This is a genomic window from Ferrovibrio sp., from assembly GCF_965278975.1.
Taxonomy (GTDB): Bacteria; Pseudomonadota; Alphaproteobacteria; order Ferrovibrionales; family Ferrovibrionaceae; genus Ferrovibrio.
The window spans coordinates 3,557,128-3,581,675 of sequence record NZ_OZ257126.1; the positions used below are offsets into that span (position 1 = coordinate 3,557,128).

At 62.4% G+C, this 24,548-nt stretch carries 17 protein-coding genes; 13 read left to right on the plus strand and 4 right to left on the minus strand.

The window, feature by feature from the left end; genetic code table 11:
• The first annotated feature begins 170 nt into the window (after positions 1 to 170).
• The 4 genes from rpoB to ACQY7X_RS16860 all read left to right on the plus strand — a co-directional run bounded on the left by rpoB (position 171) and on the right by ACQY7X_RS16860 (position 9,722).
• Complete coding sequence (gene rpoB / locus ACQY7X_RS16845; protein WP_428250068.1) at positions 171 to 4,268, plus strand: DNA-directed RNA polymerase subunit beta; 4,098 nt, start codon at positions 171 to 173, stop codon at positions 4,266 to 4,268.
• A 24-nt stretch (positions 4,269 to 4,292) separates the two neighbouring features.
• Positions 4,293 to 8,615: a DNA-directed RNA polymerase subunit beta' gene (gene rpoC, locus ACQY7X_RS16850; protein ID WP_428246574.1), complete on the plus strand. Its 4,323-nt coding sequence runs from the start codon at positions 4,293 to 4,295 to the stop codon at positions 8,613 to 8,615.
• 112 nt (positions 8,616 to 8,727) lie between these two features.
• Complete coding sequence (locus ACQY7X_RS16855; protein WP_428246575.1) at positions 8,728 to 9,171, plus strand: hypothetical protein; 444 nt, start codon at positions 8,728 to 8,730, stop codon at positions 9,169 to 9,171.
• A 119-nt stretch (positions 9,172 to 9,290) separates the two neighbouring features.
• Positions 9,291 to 9,722 carry a hypothetical protein gene (locus ACQY7X_RS16860; protein WP_428246576.1) on the plus strand — a complete coding sequence of 144 codons (432 nt, stop codon included), beginning with the start codon at positions 9,291 to 9,293 and terminating at the stop codon, positions 9,720 to 9,722.
• 14 nt (positions 9,723 to 9,736) lie between these two features.
• Here the strand turns inward: ACQY7X_RS16860 and ACQY7X_RS16865 are convergent, their stop codons facing one another.
• A complete protein-coding gene (locus ACQY7X_RS16865; RefSeq protein ID WP_428246577.1) occupies positions 9,737 to 10,183 on the minus strand; it encodes a PAS domain-containing protein in 447 nt (148 codons plus the stop codon).
• 125 nt (positions 10,184 to 10,308) lie between these two features.
• On the opposite strand from ACQY7X_RS16865, the gene recO reads away from it, so the two are divergent.
• Positions 10,309 to 11,085, plus strand: a complete 777-nt coding sequence (gene recO, locus ACQY7X_RS16870; RefSeq protein WP_428246578.1) for a DNA repair protein RecO — start codon at positions 10,309 to 10,311, stop codon at positions 11,083 to 11,085.
• On the plus strand, positions 11,082 to 13,319 hold the full coding sequence (gene parC / locus ACQY7X_RS16875) for a DNA topoisomerase IV subunit A (RefSeq protein WP_428246579.1): 2,238 nt from the start codon (positions 11,082 to 11,084) through the stop codon (positions 13,317 to 13,319). Before recO ends, parC begins: the two co-directional genes overlap by 4 nt.
• A gap of 6 nt (positions 13,320 to 13,325) precedes the next feature.
• Here the strand turns inward: parC and ACQY7X_RS16880 are convergent, their stop codons facing one another.
• A complete protein-coding gene (locus ACQY7X_RS16880; protein ID WP_428246580.1) occupies positions 13,326 to 14,876 on the minus strand; it encodes an acyl-CoA synthetase in 1,551 nt (516 codons plus the stop codon).
• A 139-nt stretch (positions 14,877 to 15,015) separates the two neighbouring features.
• Here ACQY7X_RS16880 and ACQY7X_RS16885 point away from each other — a divergent pair, with 139 nt between their 5' ends.
• Positions 15,016 to 16,158, plus strand: a complete 1,143-nt coding sequence (locus ACQY7X_RS16885) for a serine hydrolase domain-containing protein (RefSeq protein ID WP_428246581.1) — start codon at positions 15,016 to 15,018, stop codon at positions 16,156 to 16,158.
• Positions 16,159 to 16,373: 215 nt separating this feature from the next.
• Positions 16,374 to 17,561 (plus strand): threonine--tRNA ligase, encoded by a 1,188-nt coding sequence (thrS, locus tag ACQY7X_RS16890; RefSeq protein ID WP_428246582.1) that lies wholly within the window; start codon positions 16,374 to 16,376, stop codon positions 17,559 to 17,561.
• Here the strand turns inward: thrS and ACQY7X_RS16895 are convergent.
• Positions 17,558 to 17,977 (minus strand): hypothetical protein, encoded by a 420-nt coding sequence (locus ACQY7X_RS16895; protein WP_428246583.1) that lies wholly within the window; start codon positions 17,975 to 17,977, stop codon positions 17,558 to 17,560. The genes thrS and ACQY7X_RS16895 overlap by 4 nt on opposite strands.
• Before the next feature lie 212 nt (positions 17,978 to 18,189).
• Between ACQY7X_RS16895 and ACQY7X_RS16900 the strand changes: the two genes are divergently transcribed.
• The 5 genes from ACQY7X_RS16900 to ACQY7X_RS16920 all read left to right on the plus strand — a co-directional run bounded on the left by ACQY7X_RS16900 (position 18,190) and on the right by ACQY7X_RS16920 (position 23,265).
• Positions 18,190 to 18,990 carry an undecaprenyl-diphosphate phosphatase gene (locus tag ACQY7X_RS16900; protein WP_428250069.1) on the plus strand — a complete coding sequence of 267 codons (801 nt, stop codon included), beginning with the start codon at positions 18,190 to 18,192 and terminating at the stop codon, positions 18,988 to 18,990.
• Positions 18,991 to 19,021: 31 nt separating this feature from the next.
• The gene (locus ACQY7X_RS16905; RefSeq protein ID WP_428246584.1) at positions 19,022 to 20,638 is read left to right on the plus strand and encodes an AMP-binding protein; all 1,617 of its coding nucleotides are present in this window, start codon (positions 19,022 to 19,024) and stop codon (positions 20,636 to 20,638) included.
• Between the two features lie 5 nt (positions 20,639 to 20,643).
• A complete protein-coding gene (locus ACQY7X_RS16910) occupies positions 20,644 to 21,645 on the plus strand; it encodes a COX15/CtaA family protein (RefSeq protein WP_428246585.1) in 1,002 nt (333 codons plus the stop codon).
• Positions 21,638 to 21,970, plus strand: a complete 333-nt coding sequence (gene cutA / locus ACQY7X_RS16915; protein ID WP_428246586.1) for a divalent-cation tolerance protein CutA — start codon at positions 21,638 to 21,640, stop codon at positions 21,968 to 21,970. Before ACQY7X_RS16910 ends, cutA begins: the two co-directional genes overlap by 8 nt.
• 83 nt (positions 21,971 to 22,053) lie before the next feature.
• The gene (locus ACQY7X_RS16920) at positions 22,054 to 23,265 is read left to right on the plus strand and encodes an MFS transporter (protein ID WP_428246587.1); all 1,212 of its coding nucleotides are present in this window, start codon (positions 22,054 to 22,056) and stop codon (positions 23,263 to 23,265) included.
• Here ACQY7X_RS16920 and pobA read toward each other — a convergent pair whose 3' ends face one another.
• Positions 23,266 to 24,447: a 4-hydroxybenzoate 3-monooxygenase gene (gene pobA / locus ACQY7X_RS16925; RefSeq protein WP_428246588.1), complete on the minus strand. Its 1,182-nt coding sequence runs from the start codon at positions 24,445 to 24,447 to the stop codon at positions 23,266 to 23,268.
• Positions 24,448 to 24,548 lie beyond the last annotated feature (101 nt).

Genomic DNA, 24,548 nt, shown 5'->3' on the forward strand with positions numbered 1-24,548 from the left:
GGGACATCAGCGGTATCGGAACTTGGGCGCGGCGATCGCCCGGCGGGATCATGGGCCCGTAAAATTCATCGCTTTCCGAAACCGTTCAGCGGCCTTTCCGTGCACCGTTTCTGCGGGCAATGGGAAGTGTCGCTTTTGCCATTTGGGACTATGACATGACCGACACTGGACTGGCGCTGTCTTTCACCGCCCGCAAGCGCGTGCGCAAGAGCTTCGGCCGCATCCCCTCGATCGCCACGATGCCGAACCTGATCGAGGTTCAGAAGAGCTCCTACGAGAGCTTCCTGATGATGCATGTGCCTGCTGATCAGCGCGGCGATGCCGGCCTGCAGGGCGTGTTCAAGTCGGTTTTCCCGATCAAGGATTTCTCCGAGACCTCGTCGCTGGAATTCGTGAAGTACGAATTCGAGCCGCCGAAGTATGACGTGGATGAGTGCATGCAGCGCGGCATGACCTTTGCCGCGCCGCTCAAAGTCACGCTGCGCCTGATCGTGTTCGAAGTGGACCCGGACACCCAGGCCAAGTCGGTGCTCGATATCAAGGAGCAGGATGTCTACATGGGCGACATGCCGCTCATGACCGACAAGGGCACCTTCATCATCAACGGCACCGAGCGCGTCATCGTCTCGCAGATGCATCGCAGCCCGGGTGTGTTCTTCGATCACGACAAGGGCAAGACCCATTCCTCGGGCAAGTATCTCTACACCGCCCGCGTGATTCCCTATCGCGGCTCGTGGCTCGATTTCGAATTCGATGCCAAGGACGTGGTGCATGTGCGCATCGACCGTCGCCGCAAGCTGCCGGTGACCACGCTGTTCTTCGCGCTCGGCCTGACCCAGGAAGAGATCCTGGATGCCTTCTACAAGAAGGTTGTCTACAAGCGCGACAAGAAGGGCTGGCGCACCGAGTACAGTGCCGAGCGCATGCGCGGCGTGCGTCTCAACAACGACCTGATCAACGCCAAGACCGGCAAGGTGGTGGCGGAGGCCGGCACCAAGGTGACGCCGCGCCTGGCGCGCAAGCTGGCCGAGGAAGGCCTCAAGGAGCTGCTGGTCTCGCCCGCCGACATGGTGGGCAAGTACAACGCGCTCGACATCATCAACGAAGAGAGCGGCGAGATCTATCTCGAAGCCGGCGATGAGCTGGACATCAAGAAGATCGAACTGCTGGAAGCCGCCGGCGTCGAGCAGATCGCCGTGCTGGACGTCGACCACGTCACCATCGGTTCCTACATCCGCAACACCATGGTGGCGGACAAGAACCAGAGCCGCGAGCAGTCGCTGTTCGAAATCTACCGCGTGATGCGTCCGGGCGAGCCGCCGACGATGGACACCGCCGAGGCGCTGTTCCATGGCCTGTTCTTCGACCCGGAGCGTTATGATCTCTCGGCCGTCGGCCGCGTGAAGATGAATGCCCGCTTGAGCCTCACCGCCGAGGATACCGTGCGCGTGCTGCGCACCGAGGACATCCTGGCCTGCGTCAAGACGCTGGTGGAACTGAAGGATGGCCGTGGCGATATCGACGATATCGACCATCTCGGCAACCGCCGCGTCCGTTCGGTCGGTGAGCTGATGGAGAATCAGTACCGCATCGGCCTGCTGCGCATGGAGCGCGCCATCCGCGAGCGCATGAGCAGCGTGGATATCGACACCGTGATGCCGCATGACCTGATCAATGCCAAGCCGGCGGCGGCGGCGGTGCGCGAGTTCTTCGGCTCGTCGCAGCTTTCGCAGTTCATGGACCAGACCAACCCGCTCTCCGAGATCACCCACAAGCGCCGCCTCTCGGCGCTTGGCCCGGGCGGTCTGACCCGCGAGCGCGCCGGCTTCGAAGTCCGCGACGTGCATCCGACCCATTACGGCCGCATCTGCCCGATTGAGACGCCGGAAGGCCCGAATATTGGCCTGATCAACTCGCTCGCCACCTATGCCCGCGTGAACCAGTACGGCTTCATCGAGAGCCCGTATCGCCGCGTGCGCGAAGGCAAGGTGACCGACGAGGTCGTCTACCTCACCGCCATGGAAGAAGGTAAGTATTCCATCGCCCAGGCGAACGTGCCGGTGGACCCGAAGGGCAAGCTGGTCGGCGAATTGCTGAACTGCCGTGTCAACGGCGACTTCCAGATGCTGCGCCCCGAGAACGTCGATTTCATGGACGTGTCGCCGAAGCAGCTGGTTTCGGTCGCCGCGGCGTTGATCCCGTTCCTTGAGAACGACGACGCCAACCGCGCGCTGATGGGCTCGAACATGCAGCGCCAGGCGGTGCCGCTGATCCGCGCCGAGGCGCCGCTGGTCGGCACCGGCATGGAAGAAGTGGTGGCCCGCGATTCCGGCGCTACCATCGTTGCCAAGCGTTCGGGTGTGATCGATCAGATCGACGCCACCCGCATCGTGGTGCGCGCCAGCGACGAAGCCGACATGTCGAAGTCGAACGTCGACATCTACAAGCTGCTGAAGTTCCAGCGCTCGAACCAGAATACCTGCATCACCCAGCGTCCGCTGGTGAAGGTGGGCGATCAGGTTAAGGCCGGCGACATCATCGCCGACGGTCCCTCGACCGAACTGGGCGAACTGGCGCTAGGCCGCAACGCGCTGGTCGCGTTCATGCCCTGGAATGGCTACAACTTCGAAGACTCGATCCTGATCTCCGAGCGTATCGCCAAGGATGACGTGTTCACCTCGATCCATATCGAGGAATTCGAGGTGATGGCCCGCGACACCAAGCTGGGTCCGGAAGAAATCACCCGCGACATCCCGAACGTGGGCGAGGAAGGCCTCAAGAATCTCGACGAGGCCGGCATCGTCTATATCGGCGCCGAAGTCGGCCCGGGCGACATCATGGTCGGCAAGATTACGCCGAAGGGCGAAAGCCCGATGACCCCGGAAGAGAAGCTGCTGCGCGCCATCTTCGGCGAAAAGGCTTCCGATGTGCGCGACAGCTCGCTGCGCGTGCCGCCGGGCGTTTCCGGCACCGTGGTGGAAGTGCGCGTGTTCTCCCGCCATGGCGTGGAGAAGGACGAGCGTGCATTGGCCATCGAGCGGTCGGAAATCGAGCATCTGGCCAAGGACCGCGACGACGAGCGCGCCATCATCGACCGCTCGATCTTCACGCGTCTGCGCGAGCTGCTGAACGGCAAGCAGGCTGATAAGGGTCCGAAGGGCTTCAAGGATGGCGGCAAGATCACCGAAGAGGTGCTCGACGAACTGCCGCATTCCGCCTGGTGGCAGATCAGCCTGAAGAACGAAAAGAACATGGCTGATATCGAGGCGCTGAAGAAGCAATACGATACCGCCATGGCCCGCATCGAAGCCCGCTTCGACAGCAAGGTGGAGAAGCTGCAGCGCGGCGACGAACTGCCGCCGGGCGTGATGAAGATGGTCAAGGTGTTCGTCGCGGTGAAGCGCAAGCTGCAGCCGGGTGACAAGATGGCCGGCCGCCACGGCAACAAGGGTGTTATCTCCCGCATCATGCCGGAAGAGGACATGCCCTATCTTGAGGACGGCCAGCCTGTCGACGTGGTGCTGAACCCGCTCGGCGTGCCTTCGCGCATGAATGTCGGCCAGATTCTCGAAACCCATCTCGGCTGGGCCTCCGCGGGCCTCGGCAAGCAGATCGGCGAGATGCTCGACAAGGTGCGGCGCAACCACGCCAAGGCCGAGGATCTGCGCAGGGTGATGAAGGGCGTCTATTCCAAGCAGGAATACACCGACAAGATCGCCGACCTGTCAGATGACCAGATTCTGGAGCTGAGCACCAACCTGCGCCGTGGCGTGCCGATGGCCACCCCGGTGTTCGATGGCGCCCATGAGCCGGACGTCAACGAGATGCTGGAGAAGGCCGGCAGCGACAAGTCGGGTCAGGTCACCCTGATCGACGGTCGTACCGGCGAAGCCTTCGACCGCAAGGTCACCGTTGGCTACATCTACATGCTGAAGCTGCACCACCTGGTCGACGACAAGATCCATGCTCGTTCGATCGGTCCGTACTCGCTCGTTACCCAGCAGCCGCTGGGCGGCAAGGCGCAGTTCGGCGGTCAGCGTTTCGGCGAAATGGAGGTCTGGGCACTGCAGGCATATGGTGCTGCCTACACCCTGCAGGAAATGCTCACGGTCAAGTCGGATGACGTGGCCGGTCGCTCGAAGGTCTACGAGGCGATCGTGCGCGGCGACGACAACTTCGAAGCCGGTATCCCGGAATCGTTCAACGTGCTGGTCAAGGAAATGCGTTCGCTCGGCTTGAATGTCGAGCTGTCGCAGCGTTCCTACTGATCCGGCGCCACAGGAGATTGATCCATGAACGAACTTAGCAACGTTTTCGGCCAGCCCCAGGGCGCTCAGGCTTTCGACCAGATCCAGATCTCGATCGCCTCCCCGGAGCGTATCCGCTCCTGGTCCTACGGCGAGATCAAGAAGCCGGAGACCATCAACTACCGTACCTTCAAGCCGGAGCGTGACGGCCTGTTCTGCGCCCGCATCTTCGGCCCGATCAAGGATTACGAGTGCCTCTGCGGCAAGTACAAGCGCATGAAGTATCGCGGCGTGATCTGCGAGAAGTGCGGCGTTGAAGTCACGCTCTCCAAGGTGCGCCGCGAGCGCATGGGCCATATCGAACTGGCCTCGCCGGTCGCCCATATCTGGTTCCTGAAGTCGCTGCCGTCGCGCATCGGTCTGATGCTCGACATGACGCTGAAGGACCTGGAGCGCATCCTGTACTTCGAAAACTACGTCGTCATCGAGCCGGGCCTGAGCCCGCTCAAGATGTTCGACCTGCTCACCGAAGAGCAGTATATGCGCGCCCAGGAAGAGTATGGCGAGGACAGCTTCGTCGCCAAGATCGGCGCCGAGGCGATCCGTGACCTGCTGATGGGTATCAACCTGGAGCAGGAGCGCATCAACATCCGCGAGGAACTGGCCGAGACCACTTCGGAACTGAAGCCGAAGAAGCTGGTCAAGCGCCTCAAGCTGGTGGAAAGCTTCATCGAGTCCGGCAACAAGCCGGAATGGATGGTGCTGACCGTGGTGCCGGTGATCCCGCCGGAACTGCGTCCGCTGGTGCCGCTGGATGGTGGCCGCTTCGCCACCTCCGACCTCAACGACCTCTACCGCCGCGTTATCAACCGCAACAACCGCCTGAAGCGGCTGATCGAACTGCGCGCGCCGGATATCATCGTGCGCAACGAAAAGCGCATGCTGCAGGAAGCGGTTGACGCCCTGTTCGACAACGGCCGCCGTGGCCGCGTCATCACCGGCGCCAACAAGCGTCCGCTGAAGTCGCTCAGCGACATGCTGAAGGGTAAGCAGGGCCGCTTCCGCCAGAACCTGCTCGGCAAGCGCGTCGACTACTCGGGCCGTTCGGTCATCGTCGTCGGCCCGGAACTCAAGCTGCACCAGTGCGGCCTGCCGAAGAAGATGGCGCTGGAACTGTTCAAGCCCTTCATCTACTCCAAGCTTGAGCTGCGCGGCCTCGCCGCCACCGTCAAGATGGCGAAGAAGATGGTGGAGAAGGAGCGTCCGGAAGTCTGGGATATCCTCGAAGAGGTGATCCGCGAGCATCCGGTGCTGCTGAACCGCGCCCCGACCTTGCACCGCCTCGGCATTCAGGCCTTCGAGCCGATGCTGATCGAAGGCAAGGCGATCCAGCTGCATCCGCTGGTCTGCTCGGCCTTCAACGCCGACTTCGACGGTGACCAGATGGCGGTACACGTGCCGCTGTCGCTGGAAGCCCAGCTCGAAGCCCGCGTGCTGATGATGTCGACCAACAACATCCTCAGCCCGGCGAACGGCAAGCCGATCATCGTGCCGTCGCAGGATATCGTGCTCGGTCTCTACTACCAGACGCTGGAGCGCAGCGCGCCGCGCGGCGACGTGGTCAAGATCAAGGACCCGGCGGTGCTGATCAAGGCCTGGGCCGAAGACGACGTGATCGTGTTCGATCCCAAGACCAACGTCGAAATGCCCAAGACCAACGTGAAGGCCGAGGCCGAGCGTATCCTGGCTTCCGATGCCATCATCGAGCGCGTGCCGTTCTTCGCCACCGTGGCGGAGATTCAGCAGGCGCTGGATGCCAAGGCGATCACGCTGCATAACCGCATCAAGTCGCGCCTGAACACGGTGGACTCGGAGAACAACCCGATTGTTGCCCGCGTCGTCACCACTTCGGGCCGCATGCTGCTGTCCGAGATCCTGCCGAAGGACAAGAACGTTCCGTTCAAGGTGATCAACCAGCTTCTGACCAAGAAGGAAATCACCAACGTCATCGACGTGGTGTATCGCCATTGCGGCCAGAAGGAGACGGTCATCTTCTGCGACCGCATGATGGCACTTGGTTTCGCCCGTGCCTGCCGCGCCGGCATCTCGTTCGGCAAGGACGACATGCTCGTGCCGGCCACCAAGGAGAAGCTGATCGACGACACCAAGTCGCTGGTGTCGGAATACGAGCAGCAGTACCAGGATGGTCTGATCACCCAGGGTGAGAAGTACAACAAGGTGGTCGACGCCTGGTCGCAGTGCACCGACAAGGTGGCGGACGAGATGATGAAGGTCATTCAGACCGACATCGATCCGGTGAACGGCACCCGCAAGAACACCAACTCGATCTGGATGATGGCACATTCCGGTGCCCGTGGTTCGGCCAACCAGATGAAGCAGCTTGCCGGCATGCGCGGCCTCATGGCCAAGCCGTCGGGCGAGATCATCGAAACGCCGATCATCTCCAACTTCAAGGAAGGCCTCACCGTTCTCGAATATTTCAATTCGACGCACGGCGCCCGCAAGGGTCTGGCTGACACTGCCTTGAAGACGGCGAACTCGGGCTACCTGACCCGCCGCCTGGTCGACGTGGCGCAGGATTGCATCATCACCGAGGAGGATTGCGGCACCGAGCGCGGCCTCACGGTCAGCGAAGTGGTGGAAGGCGCCGATGTGATCGCCACGCTCGGCGAGCGCATCCTGGGCCGTTTCGCCAGCGTTGACGTGAAGCATCCGCTCACCGGCGACGTGATCGTGCCGGCGGCCGAGATGATCCAGGAACGCGACGTGGATCGTATCGAGACGGCCGGCGTCGAAACCGTGCTGATCCGCTCGGTGCTGACCTGCGAAGCGCCGACCGGCGTTTGCGGCAAGTGCTATGGCCGTGATCTGGCGCGCGGCACCACCGTGAATATCGGTGAGGCCGTGGGCGTTATCGCGGCGCAGTCGATCGGCGAGCCGGGCACCCAGCTCACCATGCGCACCTTCCACATCGGCGGCACGGCCCAGGTGGCCGAGCAGTCGAGCCTGGATGCGCCCTACGACGCCACCATCAAGGTGGTGAACCGCAACCTGGTCACCGACAGCTCCGGCCGCTTCGTGGTCATGGGCCGCAACTCGGAAATCGTGCTGGTGGATGGCAACGGTCGCGAACGCGCCCGCTACAAGGTGCCGTATGGTTCCCGCCTGCCGGTGGATGAAGGCGGCAAGGTGAAGAAGGGCCAGCGCATCGTCGAGTGGGATCCCTATACCCGCCCGGTGATCACCGAGCGCGCCGGTATCGTGAACTTCCGCGACCTCGTGGAAGGCGTCTCGATCCGCGAAGCCACGGATGAAGCCACCGGCATCACCTATCGCGTGGTTGCCGACTGGAAGCAGAACCCGAAGGGCGCCGAGCTGCGTCCGCGCATCACGCTGCGTGATGAAAAGGGCGAAGTGCTCACGCTGGCCAATGGCGGCGAGGCGCGCTACTTCCTGTCGCCGGATGCCATCCTCTCGGTCGATGACAACTCCACCGTCCATGCCGGCGACGTGCTCGCCCGTATCCCGGTGGAAGGCACCAAGACCCGCGACATCACCGGCGGTCTGCCGCGTGTTGCCGAGCTCTTCGAAGCCCGCCGTCCGAAGGATCATGCGATCATCGCCGAAATCGATGGCCGCATTGAATTCGGCAAGGACTACAAGGCCAAGCGCCGCCTGGTGATCCGCCCGGTGGAAGAGGGTCTTGAGCCGGTCGAATACCTGATCCCGAAGGGCAAGCATATTGCCGTGCAGGAAGGCGATTTCGTGCGTGTCGGCGACCATCTGCTCGATGGCAACCCGGCGCCGCATGACATCCTCAAGGTGCTCGGCGTCGAGGCGCTGGCCAACTATCTCGTGAACGAGATCCAGGAGGTCTATCGCCTGCAGGGCGTGAAGATCAACGACAAGCATATCGAGGTCATCTGCCGCCAGATGCTGCAGAAGGTCGAGATCACCGATCCGGGCGACACCACGTTCCTGATCGGCGAGCAGGTCGATAAGAGCGAGTTCGAGGAAGGCAACGCCAAGACCCAGGCCGAGGGCCGCAAGATCGCCAAGTCGATGCCGGTGCTGCTCGGTATCACCAAGGCCAGCCTGCAGACCCGGTCCTTCATCTCGGCCGCGTCGTTCCAGGAAACCACCCGCGTGCTCACCGAGGCCGCCGTGTCGGGCAAGACCGACAGCCTGATTGGCCTCAAGGAGAACGTCATCGTCGGCCGCCTGATCCCCGCCGGCACCGGCGCGATCATGGGCCGCATGAAGGGCTTGGCCGCTCAGCGCGACCGCGACTTCGCCGATGCGCTCGAGAGCGAGTTGCAGGCAGCGGTCGGCGGCGACGCCGACTAAGCCTCAAGCGCATAGCCTAAGAGAAAAGGGCGGACCGCAAGGTCCGCCCTTTTTTTGTTCGGCATGTTCTCATTTGAAGTAGCTAGGCGATAGTGCGTGCTAGTATTTCTCTATGGGCAACTGGACGATGAGCAGGCTGAAATACTTTATTGTAATGCTCCTTGCCGTGATTGTGGCTGGAAAGGCTTATGCCTGTGTGCCAACAATGATGACGGATGCAGAGCGGTTTGAGCACGCTTCGGCAGTTTTCTATGCCCGCATTACAAGGCTGGGAATACCCCAGGGAAATACTTTGAGCAGGGCTACCGATGCGCCTTTGATTGGTAATTTCGAGTTGATTGAGACTTTTAAGGGCAAGCCACCCGAGGATGGCAGCGTGCATGAAGATCAAACATCTTGTAGCCTGCCGTTATTGCCGGGCGCCTATTATGTTTTTTTCATGTTTGATGAGCGAGCCAGATCGTCATGGGGCGGCGGCTCGCGCGGCTTCTTGAAAGCCGATGATCCCGAGGCTTTGCGGATGCTGGCCGAGTTGCGAGCCTTAAAGGGACGATGAGGCGTTTTTGTTACCTCAGCCGTAGCCTAAGAGAAAAGGGCGGACCGCAAGGTCCGTCCTTTTTTTGCCCGCTTTTGGAGATAGCAATTCGTAGAGCTGAGGAGACAGGAGAGGGCGGAATGTCGAGGCGCATCATATTTCCTGCATTTATGCTGCTGGTCACGCTATTTTGTAGCGAATCTCATGCCTGTTCCGGCGGGGCATCTACACTAGAAGAAAGGTTCAATTGGACACCGGCAATTTTTTATGCACGCATAACAGAGCTGGAGGTTTCAAACGATTTAGGACGAATTGGAGGAATTCGCCCGCTTGTGGTTGGCCGTTTCGAACTGATCGAAGTTCTTAAGGGTAGTCCACCAATCGACCGGCGGATTATGGAGGCACCGGGAAGCTGTGCTGTAAGGCTGAAGCCTGGAGTCTACTACATCTTCTTCACCTCTGAAGAGTCTGCGATTTCAAGTTTCACGGCCGGCTCAACAGCATTTACAGGCTATGATGATCCAGAGGCATTGCAAATGCTGGCCAAACTGCGAGCCCTGGCAGGGCACTAAGGTCTGGATGTGTTTCAGCCATACCCAAATCCCACCGCGCCGCAGAGGAACATGTTGACGCTGCTGCCGTCTGCCGAAAGCGGCATGATCAGGCGCTCGTATTCCAGGTGCCGTCCACTCAGCTTGGTGAATTTCCACTGCCGTGCCACTGGGCTGCGCGTCTCGATGCAGGTTTCGTATTCGCCGATATAGGCAGCGGTGATGTGGTCGAGGTCGATCTCGTCCATGAACATGCCGACCAGTTTGTCGCCGTAGATTTCACGGAAGGCTTCGCCGACCAGGCGGTAGCGCAGGCGGCCATCCACCCGCTCCATGATGAACACCCAGGGCAGGATGTCGCGGATTTCCTCCGGCGCGATATCGGCGCGGGCCGGGAAGGGGCGTTTGCCCTTTTTCAGCAGCCAGTAGTCATGCAGCCGACAGAGCCGCGCATCCACGATGGTTATTCCGGCTGCCGACATGTCCTGCTCCCCCAAGCCTCACCTCTGGAGGGAATTGTCTGCAAGCTCATGCGTCCCGTAAAGCGGCGATACTGCTTAGTCCCCATCCGTTCTCCCCTGGCCCGTGCCGTGCTATCCTGCGAGTCATGGAATGGAGCGACGATGCGGTGGTGCTGAGCGTTCGCCATCATGGCGAGAATGCCCGCATCGTTACGGTGCTGGCGGAGAGCCAGGGGCGCCATGCCGGGCTGCTGCGCGGCAGCGGCGGCAGCAAAGGTGGGGCGTTGCAGCCGGGGCAGGTGGTGCATGCCACCTGGCGGGCGCGCCTGTCCGAGCATCTGGGGCATTTCAGCGTCGAACCATTGTCCCACCCCGCTGCCCTGATGCTGGACGATGCCGCCCGGCTGGCCGGCCTCAATGCCACGCTCGGGCTGATCGAGGCGACACTGCCGGAGCGCGAACCGCATCCGGCCCTGTTCGCCGCCACGCGCCTGCTGCTGGAAACCATGGCCGAGATGCCGGACCCGGCCGACTGGGGCGCGCTCTATGTGCGCTGGGAACTCGGGCTGCTGTCTGAAATGGGCTATGGCCTGGACCTGGAAAGCTGCGCCGCCACCGGCTCGCGCGAGCGGCTGACCCATGTATCGCCGCGCTCCGGCCGAGCGGTTTCGGCCGAGGCCGCCGAGCCTTATGCCGGCCGCCTGCTGGCCCTGCCGGCCTTTCTGGTGCCGGGCCGGGGCGCCCCGCCGGCCAACCATCCGGGCGCCGATGTGCTGGCCGGCCTGGCGCTGACCGGCCATTTCCTGGAGCGGCGGCTGTTTGCTCTGCTGCACGGCCCGGTTCCCGCCGCCCGCCCACGACTGCTAGAGGCCATCACCAAGGCCCTAGCTATATCTGGTGATTTCGATATAACCGCGCCATGAGCAAGCATGTGCCCCCCCGGGAGTTTCCCGATTCCATCCGCGACGTGCCGCTGCCTTCGGCGCTCTCGGAACGCTATCTCGCCTATGCCCTGAGCACCATTACGGCGCGCTCGCTGCCCGATGCTCGCGACGGCCTCAAGCCGGTGCAGCGCCGGCTGCTCTATGCCATGCGGCTGCTCAAGCTGGACCCGGCGGCCGGCTACAAGAAATGCGCCCGTGTCGTCGGCGACGTGATCGGTAAGTACCATCCCCATGGCGACCAGTCGGTCTATGACGCCCTGGTCCGCCTGGCGCAGGAATTCGCCCAGCGCTACACGCTGGTGGATGGCCAGGGCAATTTCGGCAATATCGATGGCGATAACGCCGCGGCGATGCGCTACACCGAAGCGCGCCTGACCGAGATCGCCGACCTGCTGCTTTCCGGCCTGGATCAGGAGACGGTGGATTTCCGCCCGACCTATGACGGCACCGAGGAAGAGCCCATCGTGCTGCCGGCCGGCCTGCCGAACCTGCTGGCCAATGGCGCCAGCGGCATTGCCGTCGGCATGGCAACCTCGATCCCGCCGCATAACCTGCCTGAGCTGTGCGACGGCCTGCTGCATCTGATCAAGCACCGCAATGCCAGCATCGAGAAGCTGGTGGAGCTGATCCCCGGCCCGGATTTCCCCACCGGCGGTTTGCTGGTGGAACCGGCGGCGACGCGGCTTGAAGCCTACCGCACCGGGCGCGGCAGTTTCCGGCTGCGCGCCCGCTGGGTGCATGAGGAATTGCAGCGCGGCGCCTGGCAGGTGGTGGTCACCGAGATTCCCTACCAGGTGCAGAAGTCGAAGCTGATCGAGAAGATCGCGGAACTGATCAACGAGCGCAAATTGCCGCTGCTCGGCGATATCCGCGATGAATCGGCGGAAGATGTGCGCCTGGTGCTGGAGCCGAAAAGCCGCAATGTCGATCCTGCGGTGCTGATGGAAAGCCTGTACCGCGCCAGCGACCTTGAGATCCGCTTCCCGCTGAATCTCAACGTGCTGGATGGCGGCAAGGTGCCGCGGGTGATGAACCTGCGCGAGGCATTGCAGGCCTATCTCGATCACCGCATGGAAGTGCTGGAGCGCCGCTCGCGCTACCGCCAGAGCCAGATCGAGCGCCGCCTGGAACTGCTCGAAGGTTTCCTGATCGCCTATCTGAACCTGGACGAGCTGATCGCCATCATCCGGCATGAGGACGAGCCGAAGCCGGCGATGATGCAGCGCTTCAAGCTCACCGATAATCAGGCCGAAGCCATCCTCAACATGCGCCTGCGCAGCTTGCGCCGGCTTGAGGAAATGGAAATCCGCACCGAGCACAAGCAGCTTTCGGAAGAACTCAAGAATCTGAAGAAGCTGCTCTCGGACGAAGATCAGCGCTGGCAGTCGATTGCCGGCGAATTGCAGGAGCTGAAGAAGAAGGTCGGCCCCAAGACTGCCCTGGGCAAGCGCCGTACCACGGTGGCCGATGCGCCGCAGATTTCCGAAGAAGCCTTCGAGGCTCTGGTCGAGCGCGAGCCGATCACCGTGATCTGCTCGGAGAAGGGCTGGATCCGCGCCATCAAGGGCCATGTTCAGGATGATGGCAATGCCGCCTTCAAGGAAGGCGACAAGGGCCGCTTCTGGCTGCATGCCGAAAGCACCGACAAGCTGATGCTGTTCGGCACCAATGGCCGTGCCTATACCATCGCCTGCGATAAGCTGCCGCGTGGACGTGGCCATGGCGAGCCGGTGCGCCTCACCGTCGATCTCGGCAACGACCAGGATATCGTCACCCTGTTCAAGTATCAGGGCGAACGCAAATTCCTGGTTGCCGCCAGCGATGGCCGTGGCTTCATCTGCCCGGAAGCGGAAATGCTGGCGCAGACCCGCACCGGCAAGCAGATCCTCAATGTGCAGGCGCCCGCCGAGGCTTGCGTCTGCGCCATTGTGGAAGGCGATCACGTCGCCGTAGTCGGCAACAATCGCAAGCTGCTGATCTTCCCGCTGGATCAGGTGCCGGAAATGACCAAGGGCCGTGGCATCACCTTGCAGAAATACAAGGATGGCACGCTGTCGGATGCCAAGACCTTCAAGCTCAAGGATGGCCTGACCTGGATTGACCGTGCCGGTCGGGTCAAGACCGAGAATGATCTGAAGGAATACCGTGCCGAGCGCGCCCAGGCGGGCCGCATCGTGCCGCGCGGCTTCAACACCAACAACCGCTTCAGCTAAACCGGATTACAGGGCGGCGGCTTTGATCGTCGCCGCCTTGTAGCGGTCCACCAGCAGGCGCTTCACCAGCTTGCCGGTGGGCGTGCGCGGCAATTCGGCATCGAAATCGATGCTGCGCGGGCATTTCACGCCGGAGAGATGCTGGCGGCAATAGGCGATCAACTCGCGCTCCATGTCCTGGCCGGCCTTGCGGTGGTCCTGCAACTGCACCACTGCCTTCACCTGTTCGCCCATCTCGGCATCGGGAATCCCGAACACCGCCACATCGGCCACCGCCGGGTGGTTGATCAGCACATTCTCGGCTTCCTGCGGGTAGATGTTCACGCCGCCGGAAATGATCATGTAGGCTTTGCGGTCGGTGAGGTAGAGATAGCCGTCATCATCCAGGAAGCCGACATCGCCGAGCGTTGACCAGCCTTCGGCATTATAGGCGCCGCGCGTCTTGTCGGCATCGTTGTGATACGAGAAGGGTGGCCCGCCGGCGAAATACACCGTGCCGATCTGACCGCTGGGCAGCAGCGCGCCGTCTTCACTCACGATCTTGATCTCGGCCACCGCCGCGCGGCCGACGCTGCCGCGATTGGTCAGCCATTCAGGCGAGGTGATCAGCGTGAAGCCGTTGCCCTCGGTGCCGGCGTAATACTCGATGAGGATCGGGCCCCACCAATCGATCATCTGCTGCTTGATATCCACCGGGCAGGGCGCGGCGGCATGGATGGCGGCTTTCAGCGACGATACATCATATCGCTGCCGCACATCCTCGGGCAGTTTCAGCATGCGCACGAACATGGTCGGCACCAGCTGGGTATGAGTGGCGCGGTATTGCTGCACCAGTTTGAGGAAAAGCTCCGGATCGAACTTTTCCATCACCACCACGGTGCCGCCCAGCGCCACGCACATCATGGAATAGCGCAAGGGCGCTGCATGATAGAGCGGGGCAGGAGAGAGATAGGTGCTGGTGCCATCCATGCCGCACAGACCATGCACCAGGCGATGCAGGAAGGGATTGACCCAGCCGATTTTCTCGCCGGTGAAAACCGGCTTCACGCCCTTGGGCCGCCCGGTGGTGCCTGATGAATAGAGCATGTCCAGCCCCACCACCTGATCCGGGATCGGCTCCGCCGGCTGCGCCTCCAATGCCCCCTGCCAGGACTGGAAATTGGGCTGCGTGCCATTGCAGGCGAAGCAGGCGATGTCGTCGCCCAGCATTGCACGCACTGCCTGGGCCTGTTCCGCCAGCCTGGCCGAGGCAATGAAAGCCTTGGCGCCGCAATCCTTTACGATATAGGCGATTTCCGCCGGGGTCAGATGGGTGCTGATCGCGGTGTAGAACACGCCGCTGCGCTGCGCCGACCAGCAGATTTCCAGGAAGGCGAAGCTGTTTTCCACCAGCAGGGCGATATGGTCCTGCGGCTTCAGCCCCAGCCAGCGCAGAAGCTGCGCGCCCTGGCTGGAGCGCCGGTCGAGTTCGGCATAGCTCAATGCCTCACCGCTGCCGGCCATGATATAGGCCGGCTTGTCGGGATGCGTCGCCGCGTGGAACGACGGATGCAGCATGGCACAATCCCCTGTTTCTCTCCCTTTGAACTGGACTCTAGCAGCACCCAGGCGGTCCAAGCCAGTGAAACCGCTTCAGGCTTGTCTGGTAGGGAGCAGGCGCTACACTCATAGCGACAAACTCAAGTGAGCCGGTGTGATGGATCTCGATGGCGCTTTGCGCCCCTTTATCGCCAATGACCGTATTCCCGGCATCAGCTATGCCCTGATCGATGCCGAAGGCCGCTATGCCGAAGGCGCGCTGGGGCTGCGCAGCATTGAAAGCGGCGTGGCGATGACGCCGGATACCGTCGGCTGGATCGCGTCGATGACCAAGCTGGTCACCACCACGGCGGCGATGCAGCTTGTCGAGCAGGGGCGGCTGTCGCTGGAAAGCAGCGTGCAGGACATCCTGCCCGAACTGCCGCCGCGCCAGGTGCTGGCCGGGTTTGATGCTGACAAGCAGCCGATCCTGCGCCCTGTGATGGCTCCGATCACGCTGCATCATCTGCTCACCCATACTTCGGGCTTTTCCTACGACACCTGGAACAAGGCGTTGTTCGATTATGCCAAGGCGCATGACATTCCGCGCATCGGCACCTGTCTGCTGAAGGCATTGGACCTGCCGATGCTGGCCGATCCCGGCAAACGCTGGGAATACGGTATTTCCACCGACTATGCCGGGCGCATGGTGGAACGGGTGAGCGGCAAGTCGCTGGAACAGTATTTCCGCGACCATATCTTCGATCCGCTCGGCCTCAAGGATATCGGCTTCCTGCTGCGGCCCGATCTGCGCCAGCGGCTGGCCGCCATGCATCACCGCCAGCCCGATGGCAGCATGCAGGTGATGGAACATGAAGTGCCGCAGGCGCCGGAATTCTTCATGGGTGGCGGCGGTCTCTATGGCACGATGCCGGATTATGCGCGCTTTCTTGGCCTGTTCCTGCAGGGTGGCCTCGGCGTGCTGAAGCCCGAGACGATTGCACTGATGTTCTCCAACCGCATCGGCGATATCGTTGCCAATGGCTTTCCCGCTGGCGCTTCGCCGAGCAGTGGCGAGCGGCGCTATTTTCCTGGCAGGCGCTGGAAATGGGGCTATGGCGTGGCGGTGAATCCAGAGCCGACAGAAGAAGGCCGCGCCGCCTATAGCGGCACCTGGGGCGGCCGCAGCAATTGCTATTTCTGGGTTGATCGCACGCGCGGCATTGCCGGTGCTGCCATGGCACAAGTGCTGCCATTCCCCGATCCGCACATGCTGGATGCTTTCTATGCTTTCGAGCGTGCCGTCTATTTTCCAGCTTGACGCCTGCCGTCGTCGCGCGTAAAACCCCGCGCCATGCTGTATTCGAGCCGCAACACTACCGCGACCACCACCACCTTCCGCCTGCGCGGACTGGGGACTGGTCGTTTGCGCGCCTGATAAACGCAGCATAAAACCAACCTACAGGCCCCGCCGGCAACGACGGGGCCTTGGTTTTTTTTGGGTCTCCGTCCCGGCATATGCAAACGGAGACACCCATGGACCACAACGACCACCGCGCTATCGGCAACCGCCTCGATCTCTTTCACCAGCAGGAGGAAGGGCCGGGCATGATTTTCTGGCATCCACGCGGTTTCGCGTTGTATCGCGTTATCGAGGATTATATCCGCCGCCGCATGCGCGAGGCGGGTTTCCGCGAAATCCGCACGCCGCAGATGCTGGCGCGCTCACTCTGGGAGCAGAGCGGGCATTGGGAGAAATTCGGCGACAACATGTTTTCGCTGGATGACGGCCATCGCTCCTTCGCGCTGAAGCCGATGAGCTGCCCCTGCCATGTGCAGGTATTCCGCAAACGCGTGCGCTCGTTCCGTGAATTGCCACTGCGTTTCGCCGAATTCGGCGCCTGCCATCGCAACGAGCCATCGGGCGCCTTGCAGGGCCTGATGCGCACGCGCGCCTTCGTGCAGGACGATGCGCATATTTTCTGCCGCGAGGATCAGATCGTGCAGGAAGTGGCGAATTTCGCCCGCATGCTGCGCCGGGTCTATGGTGATTTCGGTTTCCCGGATTTCAGGGTCGGCTTCTCAACGCGGCCCGCCAGCCGCGCCGGCGATGACGCGCTGTGGGATCATGCCGAAGCCGCCTTGGCGGAAGCGGCCAAGGCGGCCGGGCTGGATTGCATCGAGCAGCCGGGCGAGGGCGCCTTCTATGGCCCGAAGCTGGATTTCATCCTGCGCGATGCGCGCGGCCGCGATTGGCAATGCGGCACGGTGCAGCTTGATTTCGTGCTGCCCGAACGGCTGGATGCCGAATATGCCGATGCCGAGAACCAGCGCCGCCGCCCGGTGATGATCCATCATGCCGTGCTCGGCAGCCTGGAGCGTTTCATCGGCATGCTGCTGGAACATCACGAGGGCCGGCTGCCGTTCTGGCTGGCGCCGGATCAGGTGCTGGTAGCCAGTATCAAGCCGGAGCAGGCCGGCTATGCGGAAGAGGTGGCGGCGGCCATCGAAGCGGCGGGTTTCCGTGCCGTGGCCGATCTGCGGCCGGAGCGGCTGAGCCAGAAGCTGCACGATGCCCATGCGCAGCATATCCCGGTGCTGCTGGCGGTCGGCGCGGCGGAAGTGGAAAAGGGCAGTGTGGCGTGGCGTGAGCCGGATGGTGCCGTGCAGGCCATGAGCCTGGAGGCGGCCATTGTGTGGTTGCGGACTAAGGGAGGGGCTTAATCGGCCTTCTTGTCGCCGCCCTCGACGGCATAGCCTTCGCCTTCCTTCTTCTCGGCCTCCGGCTTCAGGAACCAGGGGATGAAGGGTACATCGACGCGCACGGTGGCGAACTTGAAATCGCCAATCTGGTATTGCTGCAGCACCTGGGTGAAATCGCGCGGTCCCATGAAGATGGCGCGCTGGTCCGGGTCCATCGGATCGAAGGTCACCATAACCGGCGTGGTGTTGGGGAAGGCACGCAGGTAGTAGCGCATGGCGACGCGGGCGATATCGTCGGTTTGGGTGGCGGCAAACGGCGTCTTGACCACGGTGACCGACTTGTCGCCGATCACGGTCATGGCGATCTCATGCTGCATCGGGATCAGCGGCTGACCACTGGCGCTTTTCTTTTTCTTCCCAAACAGAAAGCCAAACATTGCGTCTCTCCTGGCCCGCAGGCATTACACTATGCCAGGGGTTGCCGCGGCCTTCATAGAGAAACACGCAGCGCGGGGCAAGCATGGCTTGTCATTGAACTCCGTTCCCTTCATGTTCTTTGTGGCGCGACGGCATGCCGCGTGCCGGGGCAGGCGACGAAAGCCGGCGAATCTGGCTGAATGGCGGCCTGGAATCAGGGTGCGAGTGGAACATGGACAGCCTCTATCTGAAGGTGCTGCTGCTGGGCCTGGTGGAAGGCCTCACCGAGTTCATCCCGGTTTCCTCCACCGGCCATCTGATCCTGCTTGGTGACCTGCTCGGCTTTGAAGGCCCGCCGGGCAAGGTGTTCGAAATCGCCATCCAGCTTGGCGCCATCCTGGCAGTCTGCCTGGTCTACTGGCGCCGGCTTTTTGACACCCTGCGCGGTTTGGGCCGCGACGATCAGGCCAACCGCTTCACGGTCAATCTGCTGTTCGCTTTCCTGCCGGCAATGGTGATCGGCTTTTTTGCCCATGGCTTCATCAAGGGGGCGCTGTTCAATCCCTGGGTCGTCTCGGTGGCGCTGATTGTCGGTGGCTTCATCATCCTGGCGGTGGAGCGTTTTGTCGGTGAGGGCGAGATTGCCAGTGTCGATGATTTCCGCTTCAGCCTGTCGCTCAAGATCGGTTTCATCCAATGCCTGGCGATGATCCCCGGTGTATCGCGCTCTGGCGCCACCATCATTGGCGCGCGGCTGCTGGGGGTGCAGCGCGCCGCCGCTGCCGAATTCAGTTTCTTCCTCGCCATGCCGACCATGGCGGCTGCCTCCGCCTATGACCTGATGAAGAACTGGCAGGGCCTGTCCTTGAAGGATGGCGGCGTCATCGGCCTTGGCTTCCTGGTCGCCTTTGTCAGCGCCCTGCTGGTGGTGCGCGCGGTGATCGGTTTCATTAATCGCTACGGTTTTGCGCCGTTCGCCTATTACCGCATCCTCTTGGGTGCGGGCATGCTTGTGCTATTGTTCCTGCGCTAGATAAGAAGCAAAAAAAGCAGAGGAACCGCCGATGAGTTTGCCCGCCTCGGTCTATGAAGCCTTCACCGCCGCTGCCAAGGCCCATCCCGGCCATGCCTTTCTCTGCGTAGCGGCGCGGGCGGACCGCGATTACTCGCCGCAGGGCCTGGAACTCACCTTCGCCGAGGTGAGCGTGCATGTCGAGGCGATGAAGGCGCTGTACAAGGCCGCCGGTTTCGGCATTGGTCACCGCGTTGCCTTGCTGCTGGAGATGCGGCCGGAATTCTTCTTCCATTATCTGGCGCTGAATGCCCTGGGTGTTGGCATCGTGCCGGTCAATCCTGATTACCGGCATGATGAAATGCTCTATCAGATGCAGCATTCCGAGGCCGATCTGGCCGTGGTGCTGCCGGGCCGCATCGCTGATGTCGAGCGTGTCGCCGCTGACCGCCCGGAAAAGCCGCTGCCGGTGGTGAACGGCCTGGCCATGCCGGCCAGCCTGCCGAAGCCGCAGACGCCGCCTGCCGAGGGTTTGCCGGGGCATCAGACCGAAGCCGGATTGCTCTATACCTCGGGCACCACAGGTCGGCCCAAGGGCTGCGTGCTGACCAATTATTATTATCTCAATGCCGGTGCCTGGTATCGCGATATCGGCGGTGTGCTCAGCGTGCGGCCGGGCGAGGAGCGTTTCTATAATCCGCTGCCGCTGTTCCATATGAATCATCAGGCGATCACGGTGAGCTGCGCCATCCTCACCGGAAATTGTCTGATCCTGCCGGAGCGTTTCAGCCCGACACGCTGGTGGCCCGAAGTGGTGCAGACCCGTGCCACCATCATCCATTATCTGGGCGTAGTGCCGCCGCTGCTGCTGAACCAGCCGCCGAGCGACCTGGAAAGCCAGCATTGCATCCGCTTTGGCCTCGGCGCCGGTGTCGAGCCGCTGCTGCACAAGCCCTTCGAGGAACGCTTCGGCTTTCCGCTCATCGAGGTCTGGGGCATGACCGAGACCGGCCGCATCCTGGCCGATAATTTCGAGCCGCGACGCATCGACACGCGTGCCTTCGGCAAGCCGGTCGCGGGTCTGGAAGCCAGGGTGGTGGATGCCAATGATGTGGAAGTACCGCGCGGCCAGGAAGGCCAGTTGCTGGTGCGCCATTCCGCCGCCGATCCGCGCCGTGGCTTCTATGGCGGCTATCTTAAGAACCCGGAGGCCACCGAGGAATCCTGGAAAGGCGGCTGGTTCCATACCGGCGATGCGGTGCGGATGGATGAAAGCGGCATGCTGTATTTCGTCGACCGCATGAAGAATATCATCCGCCGCTCGGGCGAGAATATCGCCGCCGCCGAGATCGAAGCGGTGCTGCAGGCGCATGATGCCGTGGCCCAGGTGGCGGTGCTGGCGGTGCCGGATGAAATCCGCGAAGAGGAAGTGATGGCCTGCATCGTGGCGATGCCGGGCAACAAGGCTGATCAGGCTTTGGCCGAGGCGCTGTTTGTCTGGTGCAACGAACGGCTGGCTTATTTCAAGCCGCCGGGCTGGCTGCTGTTCGTCGAAACGCTGCCCACCACCGGCACCCAGAAGGTACAGAAGACGCAGATTTTCCGCCCCGGCGAGGATCCCAGGCAGCGGCCCGGCATCATCGATTTGCGGGCCCGCAAGAAACGGTGAGCAACATGACGACGCAACGGCATCTGGCACGCTGGCTGGCAATAGTCGCCGGGCTGGTGGCCCTGATGGTGATCATCGGCGGCCTCACGCGGCTGACCAATTCCGGCCTTTCCATGGTGGAATGGCGCCCGGTCACCGGCTGGCTGCCGCCGCTTTCCGAGGCCGCCTGGCTGGCGGAATTCGAGAAGTACAAGCAATTCCCCGAATACCAGAAGATCAACCTGGGCATGGACCTTGCCGGGTTCAAGGAAATCTTCTGGTTCGAGTATGTGCATCGCCTGCTTGGCCGCCTGATCGGCGTTGCCTTCGCGCTGCCGCTGCTGTGGTTCTGGATTCAGCGCCGCATCCCCCAGGGCATGCATCTGCATCTGGTGCTGATGCTGCTGCTCGGCGGCGCGCAGGGCGGGGTGGGCTGGTTCATGGTCGCCAGCGGCCTGATCGATCATCCCGATGTGAGCCATTACCGCCTCACCATGCATCTCGGCCTGGCCTTCCTGATCTTTGCCTATCTGCTCTGGGGCGCGCTCTCGATGGCGCGCGGCTCGCGCATGCAGAGCCCGGCCGGCGGCGGCCTGGCGATTGCCTTCGTCGCCCTGGTTTATCTGCAAATCCTCTCAGGCGGCCTCGTCGCCGGCATGAATGCCGGCCTGGCGCATAACACCTGGCCGCTGATGGAAGGCAAGTTCATCCCCGATGGCCTCGGCATCATGACGCCGCTGTGGCACAACATCTTCGAGAATGCGCTCACCGTGCAGTTCCAGCACCGCATGCTGGCTTACTGCATTGTCGCTTTCGCGGTTTTCCTCTGGGTCCGCTATGCCGGCCGGGTGAGCAATGGCGCCCGCCATATGCTGCTCGGCATGGTGCTGTTGCAGGTCTGCCTCGGCATTGCCACCTTGCTGGCGCATGTGCCGGTATCGCTCGGTGTGCTGCATCAGTTCGGCGCCCTGCTGGTGCTGATGGGTGGCATCATGCTGTGGCATGGCAAGGCCCGCCGCCATGGCTGAAACGGATATCGTATATTTATACGTCACCTGTCCGACCCTGACGGAAGCCGAAACGCTGGCCGAGGCCATCGTGGCCGAGCGGCTGGCGGCCTGTGCCAATATCCTGCCGGGCATGCGCTCGGTCTATTGGTGGCAGGGCAAGCTGGAAAAAGCCGATGAAGTGGTGCTGATATTCAAGACTCAGGCGGATCTTGTCGATGCCGCCACCACCGCGATCAAGGCGCGGCATTCCTATACCGTGCCCTGCGTGCTGCCGCTGCCGGTGCTGCCCGGCGGCAATCCCGATTACCGCGCCTGGCTGGCAGAGCAGACCACGAAGACTTGATCATATTGTACCAGTGCATTTTTACCGCTTGTCCTGGCCGGGGAGAGGCGTAGGCTGGGGCGCAAGAATCAGCCGGGCCTCCCATGCAGAAACATACCGCTTTCCTGACGTTGGCTTTCTCCAGCGTCGCGCACACCTTTTCCCATCTTTTCACGTTGCTGTTCGCCACCGTGGTGCTGGTGCTCGAACGCGAATGGGGCATGAGCTACGACACGCTGTTCGCGCTCTCGATTCCGATGAGCGTGCTGTTCGGTGCCGCAGCACTGCCCGCCGGCTGGCTTGGCGACAAATGGTCGGCTTCCGGCATGATGGCATTGTTCTTCCTGGGCGTCGGCGCTGGTTCTGTTGCGACGGGTTTTGCCGACAGCCCGCTCACGCTCTGCCTCGGGCTTGCCTGTATCGGCCTGTTCGCCTCGATCTATCACCCGGTCGGTATTCCCTGGCTGGTGCGCAATGCCGCCAATCGCGGCCGTGCGCTGGGCATCAACGGTGTGTTCGGCTCCATCGGTACGGCGTCTGCCGCCCTGGTCGCCGGTCTGCTGGCGAATTTCTATGGCTGGCGTGCCGCCTTCATTGTGCCGGGTATCGTCTGTCTGGTGGTCGGCCTGGCCTTCGTCTGGGCCCGGCAAAGCGACCTGCTGCTGGATCGCGGCGAGGATATGTCGCCGCAGCCGCAGCCGGAGAAGGCGGATATCTGGCGCGTGTTCTGGGTGATGTCGGCCACCATGCTCTGCACCGGCCTGACTTTTCAGGCCACAGCTTTTGCGCTGCCCAAGGTGTTCGATGAACGCCTCGGCGGTGTGCTCGGTTCCTCGGTGCTGGGCATCGGCGGCATGGTCACGCTGGTCTACACGCTCTCCGCCCTGATGCAGGTGGTGGGCGGCGAGTTGGCCGACCGCTATTCGCTCCGCGGCGTCTATGCCAGTGCGCAATGGCTGCAAATTCCGGTGATCGCCATCGGCATGGTCACCGTACATCCGGCCCTGGTCGGTGTCGCGGCGCTGATGGTTGGCTTGAATCTGCTTGGCCAGCCGGCGGAAAATTCACTGCTGGCGCGCTACACGCCGCCGCAATGGCGCGGCCGGGCCTTCGGCGCCAAGTTCGTGCTCACACTCGGCGTCGGTTCGCTTGGTGCTGCGATGATCCCGGTGATCTACCGCTTCACCGGCTCGCTGGACATCCTGTTCGTGGTGCTGGGCTGCTGTGCCATTGGCGCCGGTGCCTTCGCACTGCTACTGCCCAAGGAAGGCCGCAACGTAGCGGCGCCTGCACCGGAAGCCCAGGCGGCGGAATAGCTAATAAGGCAGGCCGACGTAATTCTCGGCCAGCGACCGCAGGGCGTGTTCGGAGCCGACCAGATAGTCGAGTTCCGTGCGCTGGATGCGCTGCTCGAATCCGCTGCTGTTCGGGAAATGATGCAGCATAGAGGTCATCCACCAGGAAAAGCGCACGGCTTTCCACACCCGCGCCAGGGCGGTGGCGGAATAGGCATCAATGCCGGCGCGCGACTTCTCGTCATAGAATTCGATCAGGGCGCGGCTCAGGTAATGCACGTCGCTGGCGGCGAGGTTCAATCCCTTGGCGCCGGTCGGCGGCACGATATGGGCGGCATCGCCGGCCAGGAAAAGCTGGCCATAACGCATTGGTTCGGCGACGAAGCTGCGCAGCGGCGCGATGCTTTTCTCGATTGAGGCGCCTTGCTCCAGCCGTGCCACGGCGGTGGCATCCAGCCGCCGGCATAGCTCGTCGTAGAAGCGCGCGTCGGACCAATCCTCCACCTTGTCGTCGAGCGCGCATTGGATATAGAGCCGGCTGCGCGTATGCGAGCGCATCGAGCAGAGCGCGAAGCCGCGCTCATGGTTGGCATAGATCAGTTCTTCCGAGACCGGCGGCTTGTCCACCAGGATGCCGAGCCAGCCGAACGGGTAGGTGCGCTCGAATACCTGCTGCACATCGGCCGGGATGCTTTTGCGGCTGACACCATGGGAGCCATCACAGCCGGCGATGAAGTCGCAATCCAGGCGGTGGGCCATGCCAGCCTGCCTGAAGGTGACATAGGGCCGTGTGCTGGTCACATCATGCAGCACCACATCCTCGGCCTCGTAGATGGTGGTGCCGCCGCAATCGGCACGCGCTTCCATCAGGTCGCGGGTGATCTCGGTCTGGCCATAGACGATGACGCTGCGGCCGACCAGTTGCTGGAAATTGATGCGGTGGCGGGCACCGCCGAAACTGATCTCGATGCCTTCATGCACCAGGCCCTCGCGGTGGAGCCGCTCGGCACAGCCGACCTGCTCCAGCAGGCCCACCGTGCCGGTCTCGACCACGCCGGCGCGGATGCGGCCCAGCACATATTCCGCACTGCGCAATTCCAGTATCACGGCATCGATCCCGGCCTTGTGCAGCAGCTGGCCGAGCAGCAAGCCGGCCGGTCCGGCGCCGATAATGGCGACTTGGGTGCGCTTGGGCAGCGTCATGATGCTTCCTCCACGGATGTGAAGGTAGGCGCCGGGGCCGTGGCAGGCGATGGACGGATGTAACAAAAACTTGGATAATCCGAACATAAGGCCGGGAATGA